Below are 26044 nucleotides of genomic sequence, written 5' to 3'. Positions count from 1 at the left end.
ACAAACTAACTATTTAACCACAAAAAAAATATTTTTATGAGTTCAATTTCGGTGGACATTCAACCAAAAAAACATTATGAAATTCTGGACGGCTTACGTGGAGTAGCCGCTCTATTAGTTGTTATTTTCCATATTTTAGAAACTTTTAATGAAGGAAGCCGTTTCAAACAAATTATGAATCACGGTTATCTTGCCGTTGATTTCTTTTTTCTGTTATCAGGATTTGTTGTCGCTTATGCGTATGACGATCGTTGGGGAAAAATGGGACAATGGGAATTTTACAAACGACGTTTGATTCGTTTACAGCCCATGGTAATTATGGGAATGATCATTGGAGCCATATTCTATTATTTTCAGGCTTCAGACACTGTTTTTCCAATGATTGCCGGAATGGAAGTTTGGAAAGTAATCTTAACAATGGTCATTGGATTTACATTATTGCCAATTCCGCCTTCATTAGAAATAAGAGGTTGGGGCGAAATGCATCCGTTAAATGGACCGGCATGGTCACTTTTCTTTGAATATATTGCTAATATTCTGTACGCATTATTCTTCCGTAAATTCTCTAATAAAGTTTTGGGAGTATTTGTTGTAATCTTTGCCGGAATGCTGATTAATTATACCGTTTTTGGACCAAAAGGAGACGTAATTGGAGGTTGGTCATTAAATCTGGAGCAAATGAATGTTGGTTTTACCCGTTTATTATATCCATTCTTTGCTGGAATCTTACTTTCACGTTTAGGAAAATTAATTCACTTAAAAGGTGCTTTCTGGATTTGTAGCATTATGATTATCGTGATATTCAGTATTCCGAGAATTGGAGACGAAAACAGTTTATGGATGAATGGTTTGTATGAATCTTTTGTTATTATTCTTTTATTTCCTTTAATTGTTGCAATTGGAGCAGGAGGAGAGATAAAAAATCCGCTTTCGCTAAAAATATGCAAAGCTTTAGGAGATATCTCATATCCAATTTACATTATACACTATCCACTGATTTATTGGTACACAGCGTGGGTATTCGAAAACAAAATCCCTCTAAAAGACGGTTACGTTGTCGGAATCGGAGTTTTTGTTTCCAGTGTTGTAATCGCTTATTTGTGCTTGAAATTCTACGATGAACCTGTACGCAATTGGCTTCAGAATAAATTTCAAAAAAGAAAATTAGTTAAGTAGCAAAGGGACAGAGGTTCAAAGGTTCAAAGGCAAAAACTTTGTCTCTTTGAACCTCTAAGTCTATGAACCTTCTTTAAGATATTGAATCTCTAAATTTTGTTAGTTATAGATATTCAAAAAAGGGATGAAACTTTTAAAGTTTTGTCCCTTTTTATTTTATCCCAATCTTAAATGTAGAGATGCACAGCAGTGCATCTTTTTTTTGCCACAGATTAATAAAGATTAAAATGATTTTTTAACCCATATTTGTGTATGTCCATTGAGTAGACGCACTGCTGTGCGCCTCTACGGAGAAAAAATGACGATAAAATGTAAAGCAACGCAAAGACAAAAAAAGGGATGAAAACGTAGCGTTTCATCCCTTTGTATTTATTCCAATTTTCACGTAGAGATGCACAGCAGTGCATCTTTTTTTTGCCACAGATTATAAAGGATTAAAAGGATTAAAAAAATCAGCGAAAATCCGTAAAACCCGTACAATCCGTGGGCAATATTAGACACCAAAAAACAAAAGGCTCAAAGGGAAAACTTTGTCCCTCTGAGCCTCTGCAACTTTGAGCCTTTAAAAAAAACTTATTCTAAAACCAATTGACCTAAAGCTTCTTTGCTAAAACCTTTTAAGTCTTCTGTTTTTCCTGCTTCAATTTTTGCAACCCAATTAGGATCAGATAAAAGAGGTCTTCCAACGGCAACTAAATCAAAGTCACCTCTGTCGAAACGTCTGTTTAATTCTTCTAATGAAGTTGGCTCAGAACTTTCTCCGGCAAAAGCACCAAAGAAATCTCCTGAAAGTCCAACAGAACCTACTGTAATAGTTGGAGCTCCGGTTACTTTTTTAGCCCAACCAGCAAAATTCAAATCAGAACCTTCAAATTCAGGTTCCCAGAATCTGCGTTGAGAAGCATGTACAATATCAACTCCGGCATCAACAAGAGGCGTAAGCCAAGCTTCTAATTCCTGTGGATTTTTAGCTAATTTATAATTGTAGTCAGAAGGTTTAAATTGAGAGAAACGCATGATAACAGCAAAATCGTTACCTACTTGTTTTCTCACTTCTTTTACGACTTCAATTGCAAAACGATTACGTTCCGGAAGTGTTTTTCCGCCATAGATATCAGTACGTAAATTAGTTTCGGCTCTAAAGAATTGGTCAATTAAATAACCGTGTGCTCCGTGAATTTCGATCGTGTCAAAACCTAATCTTTTAGCATCAGCGGCAGCTTTTCCAAAAGCAATAATAGTATCTTCAATATCTTTTTCAGTCATGATATTACCATTGCTGAAATCAGGACGGTTTAATCCTGACGGTCCTTCAAAAGGAACTGGCGGAACCCAACCTGAATGGTGATTATCCATGATTCCCATATGCCAGATTTGTGGTCCCATTGAACCTCCGGCAGCGTGAACTTCCTCTATAACTTTTTTCCACCCTTTTAGAGATTCGTCTCCATAAAAGTGAGGTACATTTGCATCATTTGAAGATGAAGGTCTGTCGATAACTGTTCCTTCAGATAATATTAAACCAACTTGACCTTCGGCTCTTTTTTGGTAGTAAGAAGCTACTTCGTCAGTTGGAACTCCGTTTGGAGAAAATGAGCGCGTCATTGGCGCCATTACGATTCGGTTTTTAAGATTTAACGTTTTTAAGTTAAATGGCGAAAACAGGTTGTTTGTACTCATAGTAATTTACAAATTAGATTGGATTAATTTACTGAGTGCTTCAAAGGCACCTTCGTTACGTTTATAATAGGTCCATTGTCCAACGCGTTTAGATTCTATAAATCCGGCACGTTGTAAAATAGATAAGTATTCAGAAACAGTTGACTGCGTCAGTCCGGCTTTGGCTTGAATTTGCCCCACACAAACTCCATGCTCAAATCCTGCATGCTGAAGTTGATCCGGAAAGTTTATTTCGGGTTCTTTTAGCCATTCCAGCATTTGCAATCTGGACTTATTAGACAATGCTTTAAAGATTTCTATATTTTCCATGGCGCAAATATATCGACTTTTCCCGATATACCAATTAAAGAAAAAATATTTAGCAAAAATTTAAGATAGGAGAAAGAAAACAGTGGAAGATTTAATAAAGAAAATATATATTTGCTCGTGTATTGATTTTGCAAAGAGTATACACAAACTTGTCATTTCGACGAAGGAGAAATCACACGAGTTGATCGACAAAGATTGACGATTTTCTATGAGGAGTTTCTAGTGTGATTTCTCCTTCGGCGAAATGACAAAAATGAGATAACTTTGCGAGATTCAAAACATTCCCCAAATAAATAAACTTAATCAATTATGAAAAAAACTTTACTCATTTTAGGATTCTTATTTTGTTTTATAACCAACTCAAAAGCTCAGGTTGTTGGCGTTGAAGTAGGTGATATTGCTCCTGAAATTGATCTTCCAGATACAAAAGGAAACAATGTTGTACTTTCTTCTTTTAGAGGAGAATTAGTTCTGGTTGATTTTTGGGCTTCCTGGTGTGGACCATGTACAAAAGAACATCCGGAATTGATAAAATTGTACAATGCTTATCCTGATAAATTTGCGATTTATAGTGTTTCAATGGATACTAAAAAGCCGCTTTGGTTAGGTGCAATCACAAAACAAAAACTTCCATGGACACAAGTAAGTGATTTAAAATACTGGAAATCTCCAGTAGTTTCAGATTACATGCTTCAATCTGTACCATTAAACTTTTTAATAGACAAAAACGGAATCATTATTGCCAAAAACATTCACGGAAACGCCTTGAATGAATTGGTGAATAGTTTATTATCTCCAAAATAAAAAAGGAAATTAGAAGTCAAATGCAATCAAAACTCAACTTATCTGAATTCAGAAAAAGATTAGAAAACAATACTCAAATTGGTTCTCCAAAATTAAAATTAAGCACATTTGCCATTTTAACTGTATTTGATGGAACTTCAAAACCATTTTACGGAGTTTTTGATGATAAAAGTTTTGACCTGACTATAAATTCAATACAATCGCCAACACCTTATATTATAAAAGGGAAATACAAGAACATTAATAATACGCTCAAAGTAGATTATGTTGTTGAGCCAAATAGTAAATTTCAGGAGATTTGGGCAAGATTTTTCCCCGTAGTTGTTATAATTGCAATTAATATATTCTTTCTGTTTTTTGCAAGAGGACTTAGGCGAGCGTCAACAATTGTCAACTTGTTTTTGCTTTTTATGGCTTTCTATTCCAGATGGAATACGGAGCGAAAGAGGAACAAACTAGAGAAAAAGTTTCTGAGAATTTTTGAAATTCGAGAATAAAAAAGTCCGATTTGTAGAAATCGGACTTTTTAATGTGAATCAGTATGAGGTTTTTTGACGCCTCCAAAATTTGTTTTGAGAATTTCTCTAATTTGGAGTTGCGTTTTATTTCGGGTACTGTTTTTCCATTCGTTAAAATCATAAATATGAATTTGATCGGCATAAGGATTCGTAACAAAAAAGAGTCTTGAAATCGAAAACTTATAATATTTCAATTCGTGCGAGATATGACGATCCGGTACTACGATAAGAATCGTTTCCCAACTTAGGTAATCCTTAGGCACATCTTCTCTTTCCGTTAATCCAAGAGATTCGAAAAAGGCGTTTATCTTTTGATCGTTGATCTTGTCAATCTTCTGATCAATACGTTTAATAGTGCTAAGAAGTTTATCTTCATCTTTAATAACACTCATGATTGGCTTATTTTTATTTGAATTTTAGTATAAAATTACATCAAAAGAAAATTATTTAACAAAACATAGCCAATAGAATGATTCTAAATTTTAATTGCCACTTTTTAGCTTGAAATTAAAAGAGAAATAGATCATCTTTTGATAAAATACTATTAACTTTTAAGGCCTAAAAAAGTTATTTTAGCATCACTAGCTAACCACCTTATTATGAAAACCATTTCTCCTAAAGAAATTCTGTACTATTTTATTTTTTTGATTTCCATTTGCACATTCGCTCAGAACAAATCAGAGCGGCAATTGATTTTGATCGATAAAGAATGGCGTTTTTCATTGGGACATTCATACGATAAACAAAAAGATTTTGGTCACGCCGAAAGCTACTTCTCATATTTAGCCAAAACAGGTTTTGCAGATGGTCCAGCATCATTGCAATTTGACGATCGTGCCTGGAGAACACTCGATTTACCGCACGATTGGATCGTAGAACAACCTTTTAGCGAAAGCGCGAGTTACAGCCATGGATTTAAAACTGGTGGAAAGGGTTTTCCTGAAAAAAGTATTGGTTGGTACAGAAAAAAAATCACAATTCCCGAAAGTGATCTGGGAAAAGTTATTTCTTTAAAATTTGATGGCGTTTTTAGAAATTCCAAAGTCTTTTTCAATGGTTATTACCTTGGAACAGCCGAAAGTGGTTATAACGGTTTTGAATATGATGTTACTTCTTATGTCAATTATGGCGGTCAAAATACAATTGTTGTTCGCGTTGATGCTTCAATGGAAGAAGGTTGGTTTTATGAAGGCGCGGGAATTTACAGACATGTTTATCTCCAGAAAACAAATCCGTTATATGTTGTTCAAAACGGAACTTATGTAACCTCAGAAATACAAAATAATAATGCAGAAGTTAGTGCCGAAGTTACAATCGAAAACAAAGGAAATTATAAAGATTCTGTCGAAATAACACAAACAATTCTGGATGCTTCGGGTAAAGAAGTTACGAGTGTTTCAGAAAATGCTACGGCGCCGAATTTTTATAAAACAGCCAAATATTCTTCAAAACTTAAGGTGAATAATCCATTATTATGGGATATTGATTCACCAAATTTATACCGTTTGGTGACGCAAATAAAGCAAGAAGGAAAAATCGTAGATCGATATGAAACTTCTTTCGGAATCAGAACGATTAAGTTTGATCCTGAAAATGGATTTTTCCTTAACGGAAAAGCTTTAAAATTAAAAGGAACAAACAATCATCAGGATCACGCCGGAATTGGAACTGCTTTGCCGGATGAACTTCAGTATTACAGAATTAAGAAGCTCAAAGAAATGGGTTCAAATGCCTATCGTTGTTCGCACAATCCGCCAACGCCCGAATTGCTGGAAGCTTGCGATAAATTGGGAATGCTCGTAATTGACGAAACACGTTTGATGGGAATTAATGACTATCATCTCAATGATTTGAAGAAAATGATAGAGCGTGATCGCAATCATCCAAGTATATTTTGCTGGTCTGTGGGCAATGAAGAATGGAATATTGAAGGAAATATTGTTGGCGAACGCATTACAAATGTCATGCAGGGATTTGCAAAAAGTATAGATTCGACAAGACCTGTAACGGTTGGAATTAGCAGCGGTTTTAAAAGTGGAATTTCGTCTGTAGTCGAAATTATGGGCTACAATTATATGGGAAATGGCGATATTGATGCACATAGAAACGAGTTTAAATCTCAACCCGGAATGGGAACGGAGGAAGGTTCGACTTTTGCAACGCGCGGTGTTTATTTTACAGATGATATAATACATTATCAAAGCGCATATGATAAAAAACCGCGTCCAACATTTTATAGTATCGAAGAAGGCTGGAAGTTTTATGCAACGCGCCCATATCTGGCAGGAATGTTTATCTGGACAGGTTTTGATTATCGTGGCGAACCAACTCCTTATGGATGGCCGTCGGTTACGTCTTATTTTGGAATGATGGATGTTTGCGGTTTCCCGAAAGACAATGTGTTTTATTTGAAATCCTGGTGGGGAAATCACCCCGTTTTACACCTTATGCCACATTGGAATTGGAGCGAAAAGGAAGGACAGGAAATTGATGTTTGGGTACATTCTAATTGCGACGAAGTAGAACTTTTCCTGAATAAAAAGAGTTTGGGTAAAAAGAAAATGGAGCAATATGGACATTTAGAATGGAAAGTAAAATATACGCCCGGAAGTCTGGAAGCAATTGGATATAAAAATGGCAAAAAAGTCCTTTCGGATATTCAGAAAACTACGGGAAATCCCGAAGCTATAAAGCTTTCTATAGATAAAGAAAATACTGCGAATGCCAATGTTTCTGTAGTAACAGTTGAGGTTACAGACAAAAAAGGACTTCATGTTCCAACTGCAAATAACGAAATAACATTTTCGATAAAAGGTGGAAAAATTTTAGGCGTTGGTAACGGAAATCCAACTTCTTTGGAAAATGACCAATTCATTGACGAAATTTTGCTTGCTCCAATAACAAATTTTGAAGAGCAAAAAGGAACAACGGGCAATTTGCCGCAACAATTACCTACGTATTCAGATAATGATTGGACGATAGCTTTTAAAGACAGAGATTATAAAAAACAAGCGCCTTCGTATGTTTATCGCGGTCAATTTGAATTAAAGGATTATTCTGCAAGCAAAATTGTGAGCTTTTTTTACAAGAAAATAGGAGTTGAAGCTGTAGTTTTTGTCAATGGAAATAAAGTGAATTCAAGTGCTGAAGATTCTGAAAAATACATTCTGAATTCTAATATTCTAAAAGAAGGTAAAAACTCTATTTATATTATCGCAACGCCATTGCAGAAAATAAAAGATTGGGATGTTATGAATACAGATCCTGGAATTATTCAGGTTGTAACGCCTTCTAAACCATGGATTAGACAGCTTTTTAATGGTTATGCGCAAATCATAATTCAGAAAGAAAATAGTGAGAAACCCGTTGCTTTGTCCGCTTCCGCGAAAGGATTAAAGCCACACACTATTACAATTTCAGGAAAAGAATAGAATTTCTGCCAATGTTTTTCGTTTCAGGATTTTGAATGTATTTTATATAAAAATATTTCCTAATATTGATAGTTCAAAGACGATAGCGTAATTCTGTATCGTCTTTAATCAATATTATTTCTCAAAAAAGTCATATCAAATGCTGAACGATTTTCCGTTTTATTTAATCCTTGTCATCGTTATTCTTTTATTAATAATGCTGAGCAATAAGATCAAAGTTGCCTATCCGGTTTTGTTGGTTTTAGGAGGATTAGCCATTAGTTTTATTCCCGGAATTCCGGTGTTGCGCATCGATCCGGAACTTATTTTTGTTATTTTTCTTCCGCCATTATTGTACGAAGCAGCATGGAATATTTCATGGAAAGAATTATGGCGCTGGCGACGTATTATTTGCAGTTTTGCCTTTTTGGTCGTGTTTATTACCGCATTTTCTGTGGCTTTGGTAGCCAGTCATTTTATACCCGGATTTTCATTGGCATTAGGCTTTTTACTTGGCGGAATCATTTCTCCTCCAGATGCTGTTAGCGCAGGGGCAATTCTAAAATTTGTAAAAGTACCACGAAGATTATCCTCTATTTTGGAAGGCGAAAGTTTATTAAACGATGCATCTTCATTGATTATTTTCAGATTTGCATTGATTACAGTTGGAACAGGGCAATTTATCTGGCAAGATGCGATAACAAGTTTTGGATGGATGTTATTTGGCGGAGTTGGAATTGGAGTTGGAATAGGTTTTATTGCCATGAAATTACACAAATACTTGCCAACCGACGCTAATTCAGATATAATACTTTCTCTCGTTACACCTTATATCATATATATTGCCGCTGAAGAAGTGCACAGTTCAGGAGTTCTTGCCGTTGTAAGCGGAGGTTTATTATTATCACATTTCAGACTTTCGTTTTTAAGCAGCAGTTCGCGTTTGCGCGGCGTTAATGTCTGGGAAAGTTTCTGTTTTATATTGAATGGTTTAATATTTATGTTTATCGGACTTGATTTGCCTGAGATTGTTTCGGGATTAGAAGGCGTGAGTCTTTCATCAGCAATTGGTTACGGATTATTGATTACAGCGGTACTTATTGTTGGTAGAATTCTATGTGCTTTTGGAGCTGTTTTTACTACTCTTATTGCAAGAAATTTTATAAAAGTTGCCGATGCTAGACATCCGGGGTTCAGAGGTCCAATTTTAATTGGCTGGACCGGAATGCGCGGTGTCGTTTCTTTGGCTGCAGCCTTATCTATTCCGGTGCAATTGGATGGAGCGCCGTTTCCGCAACGAAATTTGATCTTGTTTATCACATTTGTGGTAATCCTGACAACGTTGCTTTTGCAAGGATTGACATTGCCTTATTTAATTAAGAAGTTCCACATGAAAGATCCGGATTATACATTACCGGAAGACGAAATATACAATCAGATTAAAAGAGAACTTGCAGATCACGCTTTAAATCATCTGAAAAGCACTTATAGCAACGAATTAGAAAGACAACCCATTTTACAGCAAATTGCTCGTAAATGGGAAGATATTCATGTAAATAACGAAGATAATATTCTAATGTCTGATGAAACCAAGGTTGTGTATTTAAATTTACTTGAACATCAACGAAAATGGCTTTTGGATAAAAATCAGGAAGAAATTCTTGATGAAGAAATTATCCGCAGACATTTGCTTTATTTGGATTTAGAAGAAGAGAAATTGCAATTTATGTAATCGGCTGAAAAGCGTTTCTATTCTTTAACATTTTCAAAACCCTATTTTTGTTTGATTTTCATAACTTTGCTGCATGAGTGATCAAATAGTTTCTAAAACAGCCGATTTTAATACTTCTGACTTAAAGCTAAAAGGTTTTAAAGTTTATGAGGTAAGTAACGATGTAAGCGCAATTCCAACGTATAACCGCAGAGATTTTTATAAAATTTGCATTAATACCAGTAAAAGTCTTATTCATTATGCAGATCGCGGAATAGAAACTGATGGAACAATATTATTCTTTGGAAATCCACATATTCCATATTCATGGGAGATTATTTCGCCTGCCTATAACGGTTATGCATGTGTTTTTACCGAAGAATTTTTAAAAGCAAATGATCGCTCAGAAAGTCTTCATGAATCACCTTTGTTTAAAATAGGCGGAACACCAATATTTTCTTTATCAACTGAACAAGAAGTTTTTATAACTTCGTTGTTTAAGAAAATGATTGAAGAACAAGATACTGATTATGTTTTTAAAGATGATTTAATTCGAAATTATATCAACCTGATTCTTCATGAATCGATGAAAATGCAGCCGTCAGAAAATTTCTTTAAACATAAAAATGCTTCTTCGAGAATCACTTCTTTATTTCTGGAATTATTAGAAAGACAATTCCCAATTGAGACAAAAAATGAACCTTTGGCATTAAAAACACCTCAGGATTATGCACAAAGTCTTGCGGTTCACGTAAATCACCTCAATCGTTCTGTAAAAGAAATTACCGGAAAGCCAACAACGGCGCATATTACCGAAAGGATTATCAGCGAAGCAAAAGCATTATTGCATCACACAGATTGGAGTATCTCAGACATTGGATATTCGCTTGGATTTGAATATCCGAGCTATTTTAATAATTACTTTAAAAGACTTACAGGAACAATTCCAAAATCATTAAGAACATAAATTGTTTCAAATTCTTAATTTTTTGTTTGATTATTGTTATTTCTAATTGTCATTGCTAAAGTAATTTTGCCCTGTAATAATTAGTATTAACCCCTTATCGGTTTTTAGCTGACTAAATATAACTTCTATAAAGCGCATTCTGGCTTTCTGATTTAGTTTCCGGCACTGATATTAAAAAACAAAAAATTATGAAAGAACCAGAAAATCAATTAAATGAATCTATTTTCCCAAAAGGAGACTTAGCTTCAGCGGATTATTTTACAGGAAAAGCATGGGTGAAGATGTTGGTTCCAAATGATCCGATTTTAAATACGGCCGTAGGTAATGTGGTTTTTGAAGCCGGTGCACGCAACAACTGGCACACACATCCCGGAGGTCAAATTCTTATAGTTACCCAAGGAACAGGTTTTTACCAAGAAGTCGGGAAACCAATTCAATTATTAAAAGAAGGTGATGTTGTAAACATTCAGCCTGAAATTAAACATTGGCACGGAGCTTCTCCAGATGGTGAATTTACGCATATCGCAATCAGTACAAATACAGAAAAAGGTATCGTAGACTGGCTTGAACCGGTAACAGACGAACAATATAATAGCTTTAAATAATTAAAGTAAAAGTGTTGTTGGTTGATCTAACGATAATTAACGGTTTTGTTAGATCTTTTTTAAATAAAAATCAATCTCAAAAATCAATTTTATGTCAACACTTTATACTTCCGCTATTGAAGAGGGAAAAGTCCCAAATACTTTTATGACTGGTGATGTTTCTTATAAAAAACAAACCAGCAATATTCATCCCGATAATACCATGATTAAAGAGGTTTCTTTTGAACCGGGCGCAAGATGTAAATGGCACATTAATTCAAGTTTACAATTGTTTATCGCAACTGACGGAATTGGATATTATCAGGAAAAAGGAAACGCAATTCGTTTACTTCATAAAGACGAAGTTATTACCATTTTACCAGGCGTAGAACATTGGTATGGCGCAACTCCGTTTAGTCGATTTTCGCACATTAGCATCATTACAGAAATTGACAAAGGAAAAGGAATCTGGCTGGAAAGCGTTACAGATGAAGAATACTTTAGTTTTGGAAAGTAGGTTAATTAGATAATTTGTCAATTAGATAATTAGATAATTTCAAAACTTTATAAATACTGAATTTTAATTTAAAGATTTATATTCAATATTAATACGCACATTTTTTGTCATCCCGAGGAACGAGGGATCTCCGCAAGAAACTCCGTAAAGTATATTTTCAATCTTTGTCGAGCTACTCATGGAGATCCCTCGTTCCTCGGGATGACAATGATTGTAGTTGTTTTATTCGAACACTACAATCTATGTGAAACTAAAAAAAAACATTCTGTATTAATTCCTTCGTGACAATTAACTTAAACTAAAAAACAACGATGAAAAAACGTATGCTTGGAAACAGCGGTCTTGAAGTCTCAACTATGGGATTAGGCTGTATGGGAATGAGTTTTGGATATGGACCGGCTCATGACAAAAAAGAAATGATCGCTTTATTGCGTTCAGCGTATGAAAAAGGAATCACTTTTTTTGATACTGCCGAATGTTATGGACCATTTTTGAACGAAACACTTTTAGGAGAAGCTTTGGCGCCATTTCGTGATAAAGTTGTGATTGCGACAAAATTTGGTTTTGAAGACGGTGATTCTAAAAAAGGCTTAAACAGCCGTCCGGAATATATAAAACAAAGAATTGAAGATTCTCTAAAAAGATTAAATACAGATGTTATCGATTTGTATTATCAACATCGAGTTGATCCAAATGTCCCGATAGAAGATGTTGCAGGAACGATTAAAGATTTGATTCAGGAAGGAAAAGTAAAACATTTTGGACTTTCAGAAGCAGGAGCAGAGAGTATTCGTCGTGCGCATGCCGTTCAGCCCGTTACTGCTTTGCAAAGTGAATATTCGCTTTGGTGGAGAACTCCCGAGGAAGAAGTTTTTCCAACTTTAGAAGAACTCGGAATCGGATTTGTGCCTTTTAGTCCGCTTGGAAGAGGTTTCCTTACGGGAAAAATCGATGAAAATACTAAATTTGATAGTACAGATTTCAGAAACATTGTACCACGTTTTACACCGGAAGCGCGCAAAGCAAATCAGACTTTAGTAGATTTATTAGCAAAAATTGCAACAGAAAAAGGCGCAACAAACGCTCAAATTGCATTAGCGTGGATTTTAGCTCAAAAACCATGGATTGTTCCAATTCCCGGAACAACAAAATTGTATCGTTTAGAAGAAAATCTTGGAGCAGTAACTTTAGAACTTTCCGCACAAGATTTGGAAGCAATCGAAGACGCCGCTTCAAAAATAAAAATCGAAGGATCACGTTATCCGGAGCATTTACAAAAGATTGTTGGGAAGTAAATTAGATAATTTGGCAATTAGAAAATTAGTCAATTAGATAATTAGATAATTAGATAATTCTAAAACTTTATCAATACTATTGCGCGCATTTTTGTCATCCCGAGGAACGAGGGATCTCCGCAAGAAACTCCATAAAGTATATTGTCAATCATTGTCGAGCTACTCGCCAAGATTTACTTCGTCTGTTGCTATTGCTCGGCTCTCGTTCCGAAATGACAAGATTAAGCTGATAAAATCCGTTTTAATCTGTGTTTTCGCAAAGCGAATCCGCGTCTAATATTGTCGCCAATTTTTGTCGAGCATCTCCCGGAACGACAATGATTATGATTGTTTTATGTAATAAACAACACAATCTGCGTGAAACTTATTTAAGACAATAATTATCAAACCTCAAACAAACAAAACCTGAAACTTTAAACAAAAAAACAAAAATGGAAACAAAAAACATAAAAGCCTTTGGTACAGAAGCTGCAGAAGCACCTTTACAAACATTAGACATTAAACGTAGAGCGGTTTTAGCGCATGACGTAGAGATTGAAATTTTATATTGCGGAATCTGTCACTCAGATTTGCATTCTGCCAGAAACGAATGGCATGGAACGGTTTATCCGATAGTTCCTGGGCACGAGATTGTTGGACGAGTAACAAAAGTTGGAGATCACGTAAAACATTTCAAAGTTGGGGATCTTGCCGGAGTTGGTTGTATGGTTGATTCTTGTAGAGAATGTGAGCATTGCAAAAATGATTTAGAGCAATTTTGTGATGAAGGAAGTACGTTGACTTTCAATTCTCCGGACAAACATTTAGGCGGACAAACTTTTGGAGGTTATTCTCAAAGTATTACAGTCGATGAAAATTATGTATTGCATATTTCAGACAAACTGGATCTTGCTGGAGTTGCACCTTTACTTTGCGCAGGAATTACAACTTATTCTCCATTAAAACACTGGAAAGTTGGACCTGGACAAAAAGTTGGAATCGTTGGTATTGGCGGTTTAGGACATATGGGAATCAAATTGGCAAAAGCAATGGGCGCTCATGTCGTAGTTTTCACAACTTCATTGTCTAAAACCGAAGATGCAAAACGCCTTGGAGCAGATGAAGTGGTTTTATCTACAGACGCTGAACAAATGGCAAAATATGCCAAAACGCTAAACTTTATCTTAGACTGCGTATCTGCGGAACATAATATAGATTCATATTTGAACTTACTAAAAGTAGATGGAACACTAACTTTGGTTGGTGCACCAATGGAACCGCTTCCGGTAACTTCGTTTAGTCTATTATTAGGAAGAAGAAGTTTTGCAGGATCAATGATTGGTGGAATCGCTGAAACTCAGGAAATGCTGGATTTTTGTGCAGAACACAATATTACCGCAGATATCGAATTAATTGGCGTTAATGAGGTAAACGATGCTTACGAAAGATTGCTTAAAGGAGATATTAAATACCGTTTTGTAATTGATATGGCTTCTTTATCTTAAAAAGGTTCAAAGGTGCAGAGACACAAAGGTTCAGAGGTTAAAACCTTTGCGCCTTTGTGTTTTTATTCGAATTGAAAAATACAAAATTTTTGTAGAGACGCACAGCGGTGCGTCTTTTTTTGTGTTTAACGGGTATATTTTTATTGTTACTGATTGTATATTTATTTAACATCCTTTGCGTATGATGGATTAAAATCCATCTCTACAATATATCTTGTTCCTCCGGAACTGCTTGACAAAATTGCGTATTCAGCATTTGTTCCTTTGTTCCTTTGTTCCTTTGAACCTTTGCATATGATGGATTAAAATCCATCCCTACAATATATCTTGTTCCTCTGGAACTGCTTGACAAAATTACGTATTAAGCCTTTGTACCTTTGTACCTTTGTACCTTTGAACCTTTGCTTATTTACGTATGATGGATTAAAATCCATTTCTACAATATATCTTGTTCCTCTGGAACTGCTTGACAAAATTAAGCATTCAGCCTTTGTTCCTTTGTCGCTTTGAACCTTTGTCCCTTAAAAAAAAAGCCTTAGGACCTCAGAACCTCAATATCTCAGAACCTTAAAAAAGAAAAACCCCTCAAGCAATTCAACTCTCGAGGGGTTTTGGAAAATAAATAACAATCGATTATTTTGTCGAGTTTCTAAGTAAAAACCTTAGATCCTCAGTTCCTTAGTATCTCAGTACCTTTTTTAAAAAGATCACTTTTTATCTAAATCTTGTTTAAGCAATTTTGCATGCTCTAAATGAGCTGTAAGAGGTGCTATATTATTAGAAGCCCAAAGTTTAACATCTTGGTCTTTTGCATCTTCAGTTGCTTTTTGCAATTCTTTAATTGCTTTTTCATGTCCGTCGATCATCATATCAGCGAACTTTTTATCAAAATCAAGACCTGATTTTTCATTTAGTTTTTTGTATTCCTCTTTTCCGTCTTCGGTAATCGAAGTAGGTAAAGTGAAGTTTTTAGCTTTAGCTAAAGCACTAACTTCAGAAGCCGATTTGGTATGCTCATCAACAAGCATTTTTCCAAATTTCTTAACCTCAGGATTGGTACTTTTTGTTTGAGCCAGTTTTCCGATTTCGATTTCAGCAAGATTCACTTCTGCGATATCTACTAAAAACTCCGAATCATCTTTTTTCTCCGCAATAGAGTCAAATTTGGCTTCGTTTGTATCTTCAGCAACTTCTTTTGGATCTTCTTGTTTAGTTTCGTTTTTGCAAGAATTAAGGAATAATATAAGTAGTCCTGCTCCTAAAATTGCTTTTCCGGCTATTAGTATTCTTTTCATGATTTTATAGTTTAAATGTTATAGTGTAAAATTATTCAGATTGTAAAGGAATGTCTTACAGCATTTTTGGATAATGTTACAGGATTTGGATATTTGTTTAAAAAAAAGGTATAAATACCTGTTGCTAGGATTTTATTTATTGCTATAATTGTTGAAGAATAAATTTTCGAATGATATAATATACATAATCTATCTTTTGATCTTATTTTTTTTCTCTTAAAGAATGCATAATTTAAATAATCAATATGTTTATATTTAGTTTTTGAAAAGCTAACATTACATAAAAATAAACCTTATTAAAAATATTAGTATGAATGAAGAATTAATCGAATTGTTTAAAGTTAATCGAGAAATATATGAATCATTTAGAAAAAGGATCGTAAATCTTTTAGAAGATTTGATAATGCATGCTGATATAAATATTCATCAAATTAATAGTAGAACTAAAGCATTTGATAGTATTTCTAATAAAATAATTAAGAAAAATAAATATACTGATTTAAATGAAATTACAGATATAGTAGGAATAAGGATAATTACATATTTGGAAAGTGAAGTTGATAATGTAGAGAAATTAATACGTAAAGAATTTAAAATTGATGAAAAAAATTCTATTGATAAAAGAAAATTACAAACGGATCAATTCGGATATAGATCATTACATATTGTAGGTTCTTTAGATGAATCACGATTAAAGCTTACCGAATATGAAATATATAAAGGGCTTAAATTTGAAATTCAAATTCGCTCAGTATTGCAACATGCTTGGGCTGAAATAGAACATGATTTAGGATATAAAGGAAAATCTTCAATTCCAGATTCTTATGTTAGAAGTTTTAATAGAGTTGCAGCTTTGTTAGAGTCCGCAGATTTAGAATTTGACAGACTAAAGAAGGAATTAACGGATTATGAGAGTAAAGTTTCTGAACTTATTGCTGTTGATCCAGAAAATGTTTCAATAAATCAAGCTTCACTTGATGCATTAGTTAAAAGTAATCAGACATTTGAAAAAGCAAGAGAATATATTATCAAGGAGTTTGATGTTACATTTGACGCGCTAAATGATTATTCAGACATAATAGATAAATTTGAATTTTTAAATGTTTTAAATATAAAAGAACTACAAACTTTAATTACTGAAAACAGTAAAGATTATTTGAATTTTATAAAAATATTTATAGAAAAATTATCAACTAAAAGCTTAGCTCCTAATGTGCCGTTATTCTGGTTTCAGCATTTTCTAGTTGCTAAAACTGAAGATGAAGATTTTATTAGAAAATATTTGTCATATAATAATATATTGCTTTCTGGAAATGTTCAAGATTTTATTGGCACTTATCAAAAAATAAAAAAAATATAGATTACAAATAGTTAATTTTATTAGAAAGTTTCTTGATTTTATAAATAGCATAAAAAAAAATTAAAAACTAAAAAAGCCTTGATTTCTTAAGATCAAGGCTTTTTTCTGTTTATTATCGAATTTTAAAATCTAAGTGTAAAAATCTACTCTAAATCCAAGTAAGGATTTAAAATTTCGGCTAGTTCGTTTAGCCAGTAAAAGCTGTTTTCCAGATTTACTATTTCATTTTTAAGAGTTTTGTCTTCTCTCATAATTCCTAAAGCAAGTATATAGTTTAATTGCCTAATTGCTTTTGCCATATCATTTGGCTCAATTGTATTGTTGAAAAAATCCATTAGCCTTGTTTCGGCTTCTTTTGAAATTGTGCTTGTACTCATAATGTCGTAAAATTAGGAATAATAAAACCCTTGTATCTTAGTGATCCTAATGCTTACGACAGCATTTTCGGTCGTTTCCGATACCGAACACATAATACAAGGGAAAATTTTGTTTAGCCGTAAAGTCGTAATTACAGGAAACACAAATATAAGGAAAAATACTTTAATTAATCTTTTTCTTACAAATTAAATCCTGCTTAATATTCAAATGCTACTATTTTATACGATAACTACTAATGTTTTCAGGTTTTCTAATGTAATGTTACAAAAAATGTAATCAATAAAATGATAGATAGAAAATTAAATGGATCTCTATAAAAAACAAATTTTATTATGAAACCAAAAGCCCTAGCCCTGATGGGAGGGAAAATCCTTTTGTTCCGGTGTTCGGAACAAAAGATTGGAAGGACAGCAGGAAATAGCTCCTGAAAATTATAATGATAAAATTACCTTACAGGAGCAATGTATTTTTGCACTTTTAGAAAATTAATAAAAAATCTTATCTTAGTTTTATGAAAAATTCAGAGATCATCATAAGAACCGCAACACTTAAAGATTTACCAGGAATTGTAAAACTTCAGAAAGAGAATCAAATCGCTCAAGGCGGAAGTTTATCAGCAGAACTTACGCCGGAACAAATTCAGGAAATGATGAGCGATATGCCACAAATTGTTGCAATTGTTGATGATGAGGTGGTTGGTTTTTTATTGACGACTTCGCAAAATGTGAATAAAAAGAGGAATTTGGCGATTGTCGATGCAATGTTTACTTCATACAAAGCTAATCCGGATTCGTATATTTATGGTCCTGTATGTGTTAATAATACACAACGCGGAAAAGGTTTGGCGCAACTAATGTTTAAAGAACTTTTGCAGAAGGAACCTAATCGGGAAGGGGTATTATTCATAAAAGGCGATAATGAAGCTTCTTTGAGAGCGCATGAAAAAATGGGAATTAAAAAAGTAAGCAGCTTTAAATTTAATAATGCTGATTTTGATGTTTTTGCTTATTCTTTCTCATAATATAAAATTAGAAATAGATAAATAACTTTAAAGAACTAAAATAGCCAATGGAAACTATTACTTCAGAAAAAAATCTAAAAGATAAGATTGTTAATATTTCAAATCAAAAACTCTTTTTTATTACTTTGGGTTTGATAATTCTAAATTCAATTTTTATGATTCTCATGTCAAGAATAATGGGTACGTACAATTTAGACGGTACTTACAATTCAGCTAATAGTACTGCAATGATAATTAGTGGGATTGCAGGACTTGTGATTAGTTTTCCTGTATTGTGCCTGTTTTTAGCATTCATTACTACAATTTTTATTAATAAAGATATGCCTTATAAGAAACGTTATTTAAAAGGATATTTATTCACTTTGATTATTATAAATGGAATTTTTGCAATTAGGTTAGCTTATAATGTATTACAAGGATAACGTAATGGTCTAATTACATAATTTAAAAGAAATCCCAATTCATATCGAATTGGGATTTTTTTATGTCTGAATTTTAAAAATCTAACATATAGTTAATTATGAAAAATATTACAGAAATTCTATAACGAGTTGTGCTTATTTATAAACGAATTTTGGAATAACATATTGACAGAATTATTAATCTTAAATTTTCAAGTCATGCCAGATTCAAGAATTAAAAATGAAGAACAATATCGAGCACTTGTAGAAAAAGGATATAGTAAAGAAAAATCGGCTCGAATTGCCAATACGCCAGATGCTGCCGAAAAAGGCGGACGCGCAAAACCTTATGACGAATGGACGAAAGCCGAATTGTATCAGCAAGCACGAAAAGTAGGGATTCCAGGACGATCTTATATGTCAAAGAAGAATCTTATTCAGTCCTTACGAAATAATTGAAATGCGCAATAATTACTAAAAAATACGCCATTCCTGATAGTTAGCGGGAGAAAATATAAGTTGAATATCGGAAATAATCTCTTTAAAGTTTTTAATCCCGATAGCTATCGGGAGTGGCTATATATAAATTGAACGACCATGAATGCAGCAGCCAAAACCGAAAAACTAATGAATCAGCTTATCAAAACGCCACATTTGGTACTTGATAAATTGGATTTAGTTTATATCAACAATCAAAAGTTGCCAATTGAACGATGCGGAGGCGAGGAAGGTTTTGTGTATAAAAAGAACGGACGCTTCATTAAACAAAAAAGCGAATTGAAACGCTTTAGCAGTTTAGTACTTCCGCCGGCTTGGGTAAATGTTCAGATTTCGGATTTGCCAAACGGTCATTTACAAGCCGTTGGTTTAGACGATAAAAACAGAAAACAATATAGATATCATCCAAAATGGAATTTGATTCGAAATCAGACTAAATTCTACAAAATAGCAGAGTTTGGAACCAAATTGCCGTTGATTAGAAAACAAGTCGACGAAGATTTGGAGCAAAAAGAATGGTCGAAAGAAAAAGTAATCGCTTTGGTGATTCGGTTAATGGAAGAAACGCATATCAGAATCGGAAATGAGAAATACGCTAAAGACAATAAATCATACGGACTTTCGACTTTGAGAAAACGCCACATCAATATCAATAAAAATTCGCTGAAATTTGAATTCATCGGAAAAAAAGGAAAGAAACACACGATCACAACCAGAAACAAACAATTGGTAAAACTGGTGAGTCGCTGTGAGGAAATTCCGGGTTGGGAAGTTTTTAAATATTATGATAAAAACGGAGAAAGAAAGGTTTTGGACAGTCATATGGTCAATGAATATCTTCATGAAATTTCGGGAGAATATTTTAGCGCCAAAGATTTTAGAACCTGGGCGGCATCGATTGTGTTTTTTGAAACTTTAATGGAAATTGGAGTTACAACTGACGAAAAAGAAATCAAAAAGAACATTTTGTCGGCTTTTGATACCACGGCGGAAGCTTTGGGAAATACCAGAAATGTATGCCGCAATTATTACGTTCATCCGTTATTGGTTTCGACTTATGAAGACGGCTCGATTGAGCAATACTTTGATCGTGCCAAAAAATGCCGTAGCAATAAAGCTAATTTTTCGCATAGCGAAATTGCCTTTTCAGAACTTATACAAAACTATCAAATCAACTTGGCTTAAAAGAGATTTAATAGTGTTAAAAATAGATTTTTTTGAGTTAATGCATCTCTTTAAAAAGCATGAAATTTGAGTAACAAACAAAATCATTATCAACTAAAATCACAAGCTTATGTTACGTTATACAGTTATCTTTATTATTCTCGCTATCATAGCCGGAATATTTGGTTTTGGCGGAATCGCCGCCGGAGCAGCAAGTATTGCTAAAGTTTTATTCTTTATATTCTTAGTTTTATTCATTATATCACTAATTAGCGGAAGAAGAAGCGTTTAGCCTCAGACAAATAAAAAAAGTAAAAAAACGGCACATATATCTCGGTAAATGTGTCGTTTGTATTTTCAATATATAAAAAATAGAATTATGGCAACAAAGAGCGGTGCTTACCAGGATGTTTACGTTAAAAGGGACGATGAAATGGTAAGCTTAAAAAATGATGTAACGGATTTTTGTGAAAAATACTTGAAACCTGTGCATCCTCAAAACTGGGATTGGTCGAAACGCGATTTCGAAAATCCTAAAAATGATCCAACAATTGCCGAAGCAAGAGCAATTGCAAACGTAGTTTTTAAAGATTTAAACGATAAAAAAGAAACCGATGTTGATTTGTCTACAATGAATAATGTCGAGTCAATAAAGGCTTATTTAAATCCGAAAAGTAAATATGAAGCTTTCAACATGGAAGAATTTGCTTTTGCTTTAAAAGTGGAACTGGAACACGGAAAAATTAAAGATGTCAACGTAACCAACAATCATCCGTTTTTGACCGCAATGATCGCACTCGCACACATGACCGAAAGTCTCACGTATTACAAAAGATTAAAAGTAATGGAAGCAGAAGCTGAAATCTATGAAATCATGCGCAAAATTGAAAATTCGAATACCGGAAAAGAAGAATGGTACAAAGAATTGGGCAAAGCCGAAACAGAATTAACCGAAGCCAGAGCCGGATTAGTAGAACGCCTTCAAAAAATGGATGATATTCCGGTTTTGGAGATTATTGGGGATTAAAGGAGAGAATAGATTATAGAAAATAGAGGCAAGAGGATAGATGAAAAAGGCAAGATTATAGAAAATAGACTAAAGTTTACTTACAGGAGTTGAGGTTATAAAATGTCTTGTTCCTTCGGAACACAATCTTGTCATTTCGATTTCTATGATAAAAGCAAAATTTTTTTTAGGGATCGAAATCCTAGTTTTAAAAATAATGAATTCTTGAGGAATTTCATAAAAGCGTTCCGGAGGAACAAAATATATTGTAGGGATGGATTTTAATCCATCATTCACAATCGAAATCACAATTATTATTCAGATTTTTGAGAAGTAAAAGATTTCGATATAAAAAAACCGTTAAGTAATTAACGGTTTTTTCTTTAACGCAACAAAGTTTCAAAACAATAACAATACAAAGTTTTTTAATTTAATCTCCAAAATCCCAAGTCTTACATCTTGCTTCTATAATCTTGCCTCTTTATTCTATTCTCTATAATCTATTCTCTATAATCTATTCTCTCAGCGTCTTTCTCTTCCTGAACATCTTCTTCAATATATTCTTCTTCTTCCTCATCGTCCTGGCCGAGATCTTCTAAATCTTCCTCGGTTTCATTAAAATCATCTTCCAGAACATCTGACGGATTATCGAATTCGTCGTTGACTTCATCAGCAATGTTGTTGCCGCTTAAATCCAGTTTTTCCAGATATAAATCGTCGCTGTCGTGTTTTAGGTCTTTTTCGGTATGAAAATCATCGTCTAAATCCTCTTCGTCTGCGATTTGATCCGGATTTGGTTTATTTGGGTTGTGACCATTTCTAATTGTATAACCACGCTCAGCGATTTCTCGAGTGTTATTATCGCTTTCTTTCATGTCATCGATATCATATAGCTCTTCGTTCATAAGAGTGCTTCTATCGTCCTTATTTTGATTCTGATTTCTGGGATCTTTATTTCCTTTAATCGTGCTGTATTTATTATCTGTAGTATCCATGATCTTTAATTTTAATGTTATATATACAAATCTACTACTGAAACGGCAGGATTGTATTATAGAATTACAACGCCTAATTGTATAATTAACAGATTGTTATTGAGATTTATTAATAAAAAAGACCGTTAAATAAATAACGGTCTTTCAGGTGTTTTATAATACTAATTCAAAAATATTAATTGTCGTTTCTTTCTAAATCATCGTCATCAAAATGATCTTCGTCTTCGATATGTTCTTCTTCATCAAAATCATCGGGTTCGATTACAGAATCATCATCTTGCTCTTTTTTTTCGATAAAATCATCTTCGTCTATAATTCGTTCCTCATTTGGAATATTCTCGTTTCTTGTGATATTATCTTTTTTAAGCAAATTATCAATCGCATTATCAATAAGAATTGCAGTGTCTACGTCTAAATGCCCTTTTTGATATTGTTTATGAAAAAAAAGTATCGCTTCCTGATAAATAGTATCTGTAGTATGTGATTTCATTTTAGTATGTTTTTTAAATTTCAACATTACAAATCTATCTTACAAAACCAAAAAATCTCTTACAGAATTTTAAGATGTCGTTGTATAATAATCAGGTGTTTAGAATACAATTTTAATTAATAATGATATAACCGGTCTGATAATCAAGAGACTAATTTTATCAAATATTAATCATAAAAAATTATTACCATGAAAACTACAGATAGTAAGAAGGAAACAACTTCTAAACAAGAAGTAAAAAAAGGAGCCACAAAACCAAAGTCAGATGCAGCATCAGGATTAACCGAATTGTTTGAAGATGGATTAAAAGACATTTACTGGGCGGAAAAAGCCTTAACTAAGGCAATACCTCTTATGACCAAAAACGCAACGTCAGCGGACTTAATAGAGGCTTTAAACGCGCATTTGACCGAAACCGAAGAACATGTAATCCGATTAGAGAAAGTTTTTGAACTTATTGATCAAAAAGCAGTCGCCAAAAAATGCGATGCAATGGCTGGTTTAATCGAAGAAGGGAAGGGAATTATTGAAGAAACTGAAATTGGAGTGGTACGTGATGCAGGTATTATCGCAGCCGCACAAAAAATTGAACATTACGAAATTGCCACTTACGGAACTTTAAGACAATTTGCCGAAACTCTTGGTTGGGCCGAAGTTGCTACTTTGTTAGAACAAACCCTTGAAGAAGAAAAAGGCGCCGACAAAAAATTAACGATAATTGCCGTTGATGCCATAAATCTTGAAGCTGCAGAAGCAGATTAATTACAGAATAACAACTAAGAAAGTGCGACTATTACAGTGGCACTTTTTTAGTTTATAAAACAAAAGTATTATGCCAGAAGGTCCGTCAATAGTTATTTTAAAAGAAGAAGTACAGCAGTTTACGGGACAGAAAGTGATTTCAGTTTCGGGAAATAGCAGCATTGATATTCAAAGGCTCAGCGGTAAAACAATTCTTGAGTTTAAAACCTGGGGAAAGCATTTTTTAATTTGTTTTGAAGGTTTTACAGTCAAAATTCATATGCTCATGTTTGGAACTTATCGCGTTAACGAACGCAAGGAAACCAAGCCAAGGCTCAGTCTGGTTTTTAAAAACGGAGAACTTAATTTTTATACCTGTTCTATTAAAATTCTCGAAGGTGATATCAACGCGCTTTATGATTGGGAAGAAGATGTAATGAACGAGAAGTGGAACCCTAAAAAAGCAAAACAAAGTCTGGATATAATTCCGAACGAGATGATTTGTGATGCTGTTTTAGATCAGAATATTTTTGCAGGAGTAGGGAATATCATTAAAAATGAAGTTTTGTATCGCTGTAAAATTCATCCCGAATCTTTGGTTGGTAAAATTCCAACGAAAAATCTGAAACAAATTATTGAAGAATGTTCGATTTATAGTTTTGAATTTTTGCATTGGAAAAAAAATTACGAATTGAAAAAACATTGGTTGGCATACACAAAACCAACTTGTTTAAGATGCAATCTTTCGATGAAAAAAAAGCATACGGGAAAGAGAAATCGCAGAAGTTTTTTCTGCACTAACTGTCAAAAATTACATTTATGAAAAATGAAGTTTTAATAGGGTGTTCAAGTTACAATAATCGGCTTTGGAAGGGAATTTTCTACCCTGACACTTTGTCTGGTTCAAGGCTCTTTGAGTTTTATTACCAGTACTTTAGTACATATGAGTTCAACGGAAGCTTTTATAGGTTTCCGACGGTAAAAACTTTTGAAAATTGGTACAATAAAACGCCGGAAAATTTTATTTTTTCGGTAAAAGCGCCAAAAGAAATCACTCATATCAGAAAATTTACGGATTGCGAAACGCTAATTTCTGACTTTTATAAAGTTTGTAAAACAGGTTTAAAAGACAAATTAGGATGCGTTTTATTTCAGCTTCCGCCGAGTTATCACTTCAGTTCTGAAAAACTTCATCAGATTATTGGAAATTTGGATCAGGAATTCAAAAATGTGGTCGAATTTCGTCATGAAAGTTGGTGGAATCAGGAAGTTTGGGACGCTTTTCGGGATAATAATATTACGTTTTGCAGCGTCAGTCATCCGCAATTACCCGATACAATTTTTAGAGATTTTCCTTTGATTTATATTAGACTTCACGGAAAACCAAAGATGTTTTATTCCAGTTATTCACTTGAAGAATTACTTTATATAAAGGATGAAACTAGTTTAAAATCAGCGTTTATTTACTTTAATAATACAGCAAGCGAAGCAGGTATTCTGAATGCTTTGGAGTTGCAGAAAATGATGAGATAAAAAGTTTAACCGCAAAGTTCGCAAAGAAAAAAAAACGCAAAGAACACAAAGAAATTAAACCTTGCGACCTTTGCGTAAATCTTTGCGACCTTTGCGGTTAAAAAAATTAGCTCTTAACTCTGCAATTTTAAGTTCCCTTCAATTCCGTCATCCATGGTTTTACCGGTTACTAAAGCGACAGCCATTTTTGCAATTGCCGTCATTTTTCCGTTTTTATTATTCCAGTAATAACCGTCTTCCGGTACAACTTTTATAACACTTAAGTTTGGATCGTCTTCGCCGCCTGGCATCCAGACTTTAACAATTGGATCCCACAGTTCTTTAATTGTTTCGCGATCGTACGAAATACTTGCTTTTCCATGCAGTGTAAGGAATTTATCGTGCGGTTCCGAAAAGAAAATCTCGACCTGTGGATTCAGTGTGATTTCGGCATTGTGACTGCTGTTTCGGTCTGATAAAAACCAAAGCTGTCCTAAATCGTCAATTTTCTGAACTGACATTGGACGCGATAGCAGTCTGTAATCGTTGTAAGTGCAAAACATACATGTTTTTATATTTGCTGCAAGATCTTTTATTTTATCTACAGCAAACTCGTTCGTAAGGTCTTTGTGATCTCCCATGACTTTATAATTTTTAGTTAGTTATTTGCTAAAATTATTTTTATAAACACCTCATTTTTTGAGGTATATAATGATTAGCTTCATTTA

Annotated in this window: 28 protein-coding genes; 20 read left to right on the top strand and 8 right to left on the bottom strand. The window is 33.7% G+C overall.

Features of this window, described 5'->3' with window-relative positions:
• The first annotated feature begins 36 nt into the window (after positions 1-36).
• Positions 37-1176, top strand: a complete 1140-nt coding sequence (locus tag C8C83_RS25085) for an acyltransferase (RefSeq protein ID WP_121331254.1) — start codon at positions 37-39, stop codon at positions 1174-1176.
• 573 nt (positions 1177-1749) lie between these two features.
• On the opposite strand, the gene C8C83_RS25080 is transcribed toward C8C83_RS25085, so the two are convergent.
• Complete coding sequence (locus C8C83_RS25080; protein WP_132011953.1) at positions 1750-2856, bottom strand: NADH:flavin oxidoreductase; 1107 nt, start codon at positions 2854-2856, stop codon at positions 1750-1752.
• A 6-nt stretch (positions 2857-2862) separates the two neighbouring features.
• A complete protein-coding gene (locus tag C8C83_RS25075; RefSeq protein WP_041518777.1) occupies positions 2863-3165 on the bottom strand; it encodes a metalloregulator ArsR/SmtB family transcription factor in 303 nt (100 codons plus the stop codon).
• Between the two features lie 309 nt (positions 3166-3474).
• Here C8C83_RS25075 and C8C83_RS25070 point away from each other — a divergent pair, with 309 nt between their 5' ends.
• Entirely contained in the window at positions 3475-3969 is a 495-nt protein-coding gene (locus tag C8C83_RS25070; protein WP_121331253.1) for a TlpA disulfide reductase family protein, read from the top strand.
• 20 nt (positions 3970-3989) lie between these two features.
• Positions 3990-4466: a hypothetical protein gene (locus C8C83_RS25065; RefSeq protein WP_121331252.1), complete on the top strand. Its 477-nt coding sequence runs from the start codon at positions 3990-3992 to the stop codon at positions 4464-4466.
• Positions 4467-4495: 29 nt separating this feature from the next.
• Here C8C83_RS25065 and C8C83_RS25060 read toward each other — a convergent pair whose 3' ends face one another.
• A complete protein-coding gene (locus C8C83_RS25060; protein WP_121331251.1) occupies positions 4496-4879 on the bottom strand; it encodes a hypothetical protein in 384 nt (127 codons plus the stop codon).
• A gap of 207 nt (positions 4880-5086) precedes the next feature.
• On the opposite strand from C8C83_RS25060, the gene galA reads away from it, so the two are divergent.
• From galA to C8C83_RS25025, 7 genes are all read left to right on the top strand, one after another.
• A complete protein-coding gene (galA, locus tag C8C83_RS25055) occupies positions 5087-7918 on the top strand; it encodes a beta-galactosidase GalA (RefSeq protein ID WP_121331250.1) in 2832 nt (943 codons plus the stop codon).
• A gap of 139 nt (positions 7919-8057) precedes the next feature.
• On the top strand, positions 8058-9629 hold the full coding sequence (locus C8C83_RS25050; protein ID WP_121331249.1) for a Na+/H+ antiporter: 1572 nt from the start codon (positions 8058-8060) through the stop codon (positions 9627-9629).
• 73 nt (positions 9630-9702) lie between these two features.
• On the top strand, positions 9703-10575 hold the full coding sequence (locus C8C83_RS25045; RefSeq protein ID WP_121331248.1) for a helix-turn-helix domain-containing protein: 873 nt from the start codon (positions 9703-9705) through the stop codon (positions 10573-10575).
• 188 nt (positions 10576-10763) lie between these two features.
• The gene (locus tag C8C83_RS25040; RefSeq protein ID WP_121331247.1) at positions 10764-11180 is read left to right on the top strand and encodes a cupin domain-containing protein; all 417 of its coding nucleotides are present in this window, start codon (positions 10764-10766) and stop codon (positions 11178-11180) included.
• Between the two features lie 91 nt (positions 11181-11271).
• The gene (locus C8C83_RS25035; protein ID WP_121331246.1) at positions 11272-11676 is read left to right on the top strand and encodes a cupin domain-containing protein; all 405 of its coding nucleotides are present in this window, start codon (positions 11272-11274) and stop codon (positions 11674-11676) included.
• Between the two features lie 311 nt (positions 11677-11987).
• Complete coding sequence (locus C8C83_RS25030) at positions 11988-12971, top strand: aldo/keto reductase (RefSeq protein ID WP_121331245.1); 984 nt, start codon at positions 11988-11990, stop codon at positions 12969-12971.
• A 431-nt stretch (positions 12972-13402) separates the two neighbouring features.
• A complete protein-coding gene (locus C8C83_RS25025; RefSeq protein WP_121331244.1) occupies positions 13403-14455 on the top strand; it encodes an NAD(P)-dependent alcohol dehydrogenase in 1053 nt (350 codons plus the stop codon).
• A 707-nt stretch (positions 14456-15162) separates the two neighbouring features.
• On the opposite strand, the gene C8C83_RS25020 is transcribed toward C8C83_RS25025, so the two are convergent.
• A complete protein-coding gene (locus tag C8C83_RS25020) occupies positions 15163-15750 on the bottom strand; it encodes a DUF4142 domain-containing protein (protein ID WP_121331243.1) in 588 nt (195 codons plus the stop codon).
• Positions 15751-16060: 310 nt separating this feature from the next.
• Between C8C83_RS25020 and C8C83_RS25015 the strand changes: the two genes are divergently transcribed.
• Complete coding sequence (locus C8C83_RS25015) at positions 16061-17110, top strand: (p)ppGpp synthetase (protein WP_121331242.1); 1050 nt, start codon at positions 16061-16063, stop codon at positions 17108-17110.
• Between the two features lie 143 nt (positions 17111-17253).
• Here C8C83_RS25015 and C8C83_RS25010 read toward each other — a convergent pair whose 3' ends face one another.
• Positions 17254-17487, bottom strand: a complete 234-nt coding sequence (locus tag C8C83_RS25010; protein ID WP_121331241.1) for a hypothetical protein — start codon at positions 17485-17487, stop codon at positions 17254-17256.
• 512 nt (positions 17488-17999) lie between these two features.
• Between C8C83_RS25010 and C8C83_RS25005 the strand changes: the two genes are divergently transcribed.
• The 6 genes from C8C83_RS25005 (at position 18000) to C8C83_RS24980 (ending at position 21599) form a co-directional block, all read left to right on the top strand.
• Positions 18000-18509, top strand: a complete 510-nt coding sequence (locus C8C83_RS25005; RefSeq protein ID WP_121331240.1) for a GNAT family N-acetyltransferase — start codon at positions 18000-18002, stop codon at positions 18507-18509.
• Between the two features lie 47 nt (positions 18510-18556).
• Positions 18557-18931 (top strand): hypothetical protein, encoded by a 375-nt coding sequence (locus C8C83_RS25000; protein WP_121331239.1) that lies wholly within the window; start codon positions 18557-18559, stop codon positions 18929-18931.
• Between the two features lie 198 nt (positions 18932-19129).
• A complete protein-coding gene (locus C8C83_RS24995) occupies positions 19130-19369 on the top strand; it encodes a Rho termination factor (protein ID WP_121331238.1) in 240 nt (79 codons plus the stop codon).
• A 138-nt stretch (positions 19370-19507) separates the two neighbouring features.
• On the top strand, positions 19508-20593 hold the full coding sequence (locus C8C83_RS24990) for a DNA topoisomerase IB (protein ID WP_121331237.1): 1086 nt from the start codon (positions 19508-19510) through the stop codon (positions 20591-20593).
• A gap of 109 nt (positions 20594-20702) precedes the next feature.
• Positions 20703-20864, top strand: coding sequence for a DUF1328 family protein (locus C8C83_RS24985; RefSeq protein ID WP_099711916.1), 162 nt, complete (start codon positions 20703-20705; stop codon positions 20862-20864).
• Positions 20865-20951: 87 nt separating this feature from the next.
• Entirely contained in the window at positions 20952-21599 is a 648-nt protein-coding gene (locus C8C83_RS24980) for a DUF5661 family protein (protein WP_121331236.1), read from the top strand.
• Between the two features lie 479 nt (positions 21600-22078).
• On the opposite strand, the gene C8C83_RS24975 is transcribed toward C8C83_RS24980, so the two are convergent.
• Together C8C83_RS24975 and C8C83_RS24970 are read right to left on the bottom strand one after the other, a co-directional pair.
• A complete protein-coding gene (locus tag C8C83_RS24975) occupies positions 22079-22573 on the bottom strand; it encodes a hypothetical protein (protein ID WP_121331234.1) in 495 nt (164 codons plus the stop codon).
• A 175-nt stretch (positions 22574-22748) separates the two neighbouring features.
• Entirely contained in the window at positions 22749-23063 is a 315-nt protein-coding gene (locus C8C83_RS24970) for a hypothetical protein (protein ID WP_132011952.1), read from the bottom strand.
• Between the two features lie 189 nt (positions 23064-23252).
• On the opposite strand from C8C83_RS24970, the gene C8C83_RS24965 reads away from it, so the two are divergent.
• The 3 genes from C8C83_RS24965 to C8C83_RS24955 all read left to right on the top strand — a co-directional run bounded on the left by C8C83_RS24965 (position 23253) and on the right by C8C83_RS24955 (position 25337).
• Positions 23253-23825, top strand: coding sequence for a ferritin-like domain-containing protein (locus C8C83_RS24965; RefSeq protein ID WP_121331232.1), 573 nt, complete (start codon positions 23253-23255; stop codon positions 23823-23825).
• A 70-nt stretch (positions 23826-23895) separates the two neighbouring features.
• Positions 23896-24627 (top strand): DNA-formamidopyrimidine glycosylase family protein, encoded by a 732-nt coding sequence (locus C8C83_RS24960; protein WP_121331231.1) that lies wholly within the window; start codon positions 23896-23898, stop codon positions 24625-24627.
• The gene (locus C8C83_RS24955) at positions 24624-25337 is read left to right on the top strand and encodes a DUF72 domain-containing protein (RefSeq protein WP_121331230.1); all 714 of its coding nucleotides are present in this window, start codon (positions 24624-24626) and stop codon (positions 25335-25337) included. Before C8C83_RS24960 ends, C8C83_RS24955 begins: the two co-directional genes overlap by 4 nt.
• A 113-nt stretch (positions 25338-25450) precedes the next feature.
• On the opposite strand, the gene C8C83_RS24950 is transcribed toward C8C83_RS24955, so the two are convergent.
• Complete coding sequence (locus tag C8C83_RS24950; protein ID WP_121331229.1) at positions 25451-25957, bottom strand: pyridoxamine 5'-phosphate oxidase family protein; 507 nt, start codon at positions 25955-25957, stop codon at positions 25451-25453.
• Positions 25958-26044: the final 87 nt, after the last annotated feature.

Origin of the sequence: Flavobacterium sp. 90, from assembly GCF_004339525.1 — a bacterium.
GTDB lineage: Bacteria > Bacteroidota > Bacteroidia > Flavobacteriales > Flavobacteriaceae > Flavobacterium.
Note: the sequence above shows the minus strand (reverse complement) of the source record. Positions and strands in the feature narration are given on the sequence as shown.

Coding starts and splice junctions, on each gene's coding strand:
- C8C83_RS25085 (WP_121331254.1), top strand. CDS start 37: ATGAGTTCAATTTCGGTGGACATTCAACCAAAAAAACATTATGAAATT.
- C8C83_RS25080 (WP_132011953.1), bottom strand. CDS start 2,856: ATGAGTACAAACAACCTGTTTTCGCCATTTAACTTAAAAACGTTAAAT.
- C8C83_RS25075 (WP_041518777.1), bottom strand. CDS start 3,165: ATGGAAAATATAGAAATCTTTAAAGCATTGTCTAATAAGTCCAGATTG.
- C8C83_RS25070 (WP_121331253.1), top strand. CDS start 3,475: ATGAAAAAAACTTTACTCATTTTAGGATTCTTATTTTGTTTTATAACC.
- C8C83_RS25065 (WP_121331252.1), top strand. CDS start 3,990: ATGCAATCAAAACTCAACTTATCTGAATTCAGAAAAAGATTAGAAAAC.
- C8C83_RS25060 (WP_121331251.1), bottom strand. CDS start 4,879: ATGAGTGTTATTAAAGATGAAGATAAACTTCTTAGCACTATTAAACGT.
- galA (WP_121331250.1), top strand. CDS start 5,087: ATGAAAACCATTTCTCCTAAAGAAATTCTGTACTATTTTATTTTTTTG.
- C8C83_RS25050 (WP_121331249.1), top strand. CDS start 8,058: ATGCTGAACGATTTTCCGTTTTATTTAATCCTTGTCATCGTTATTCTT.
- C8C83_RS25045 (WP_121331248.1), top strand. CDS start 9,703: ATGAGTGATCAAATAGTTTCTAAAACAGCCGATTTTAATACTTCTGAC.
- C8C83_RS25040 (WP_121331247.1), top strand. CDS start 10,764: ATGAAAGAACCAGAAAATCAATTAAATGAATCTATTTTCCCAAAAGGA.
- C8C83_RS25035 (WP_121331246.1), top strand. CDS start 11,272: ATGTCAACACTTTATACTTCCGCTATTGAAGAGGGAAAAGTCCCAAAT.
- C8C83_RS25030 (WP_121331245.1), top strand. CDS start 11,988: ATGAAAAAACGTATGCTTGGAAACAGCGGTCTTGAAGTCTCAACTATG.
- C8C83_RS25025 (WP_121331244.1), top strand. CDS start 13,403: ATGGAAACAAAAAACATAAAAGCCTTTGGTACAGAAGCTGCAGAAGCA.
- C8C83_RS25020 (WP_121331243.1), bottom strand. CDS start 15,750: ATGAAAAGAATACTAATAGCCGGAAAAGCAATTTTAGGAGCAGGACTA.
- C8C83_RS25015 (WP_121331242.1), top strand. CDS start 16,061: ATGAATGAAGAATTAATCGAATTGTTTAAAGTTAATCGAGAAATATAT.
- C8C83_RS25010 (WP_121331241.1), bottom strand. CDS start 17,487: ATGAGTACAAGCACAATTTCAAAAGAAGCCGAAACAAGGCTAATGGAT.
- C8C83_RS25005 (WP_121331240.1), top strand. CDS start 18,000: ATGAAAAATTCAGAGATCATCATAAGAACCGCAACACTTAAAGATTTA.
- C8C83_RS25000 (WP_121331239.1), top strand. CDS start 18,557: ATGGAAACTATTACTTCAGAAAAAAATCTAAAAGATAAGATTGTTAAT.
- C8C83_RS24995 (WP_121331238.1), top strand. CDS start 19,130: ATGCCAGATTCAAGAATTAAAAATGAAGAACAATATCGAGCACTTGTA.
- C8C83_RS24990 (WP_121331237.1), top strand. CDS start 19,508: ATGAATGCAGCAGCCAAAACCGAAAAACTAATGAATCAGCTTATCAAA.
- C8C83_RS24985 (WP_099711916.1), top strand. CDS start 20,703: ATGTTACGTTATACAGTTATCTTTATTATTCTCGCTATCATAGCCGGA.
- C8C83_RS24980 (WP_121331236.1), top strand. CDS start 20,952: ATGGCAACAAAGAGCGGTGCTTACCAGGATGTTTACGTTAAAAGGGAC.
- C8C83_RS24975 (WP_121331234.1), bottom strand. CDS start 22,573: ATGGATACTACAGATAATAAATACAGCACGATTAAAGGAAATAAAGAT.
- C8C83_RS24970 (WP_132011952.1), bottom strand. CDS start 23,063: ATGAAATCACATACTACAGATACTATTTATCAGGAAGCGATACTTTTT.
- C8C83_RS24965 (WP_121331232.1), top strand. CDS start 23,253: ATGAAAACTACAGATAGTAAGAAGGAAACAACTTCTAAACAAGAAGTA.
- C8C83_RS24960 (WP_121331231.1), top strand. CDS start 23,896: ATGCCAGAAGGTCCGTCAATAGTTATTTTAAAAGAAGAAGTACAGCAG.
- C8C83_RS24955 (WP_121331230.1), top strand. CDS start 24,624: ATGAAAAATGAAGTTTTAATAGGGTGTTCAAGTTACAATAATCGGCTT.
- C8C83_RS24950 (WP_121331229.1), bottom strand. CDS start 25,957: ATGGGAGATCACAAAGACCTTACGAACGAGTTTGCTGTAGATAAAATA.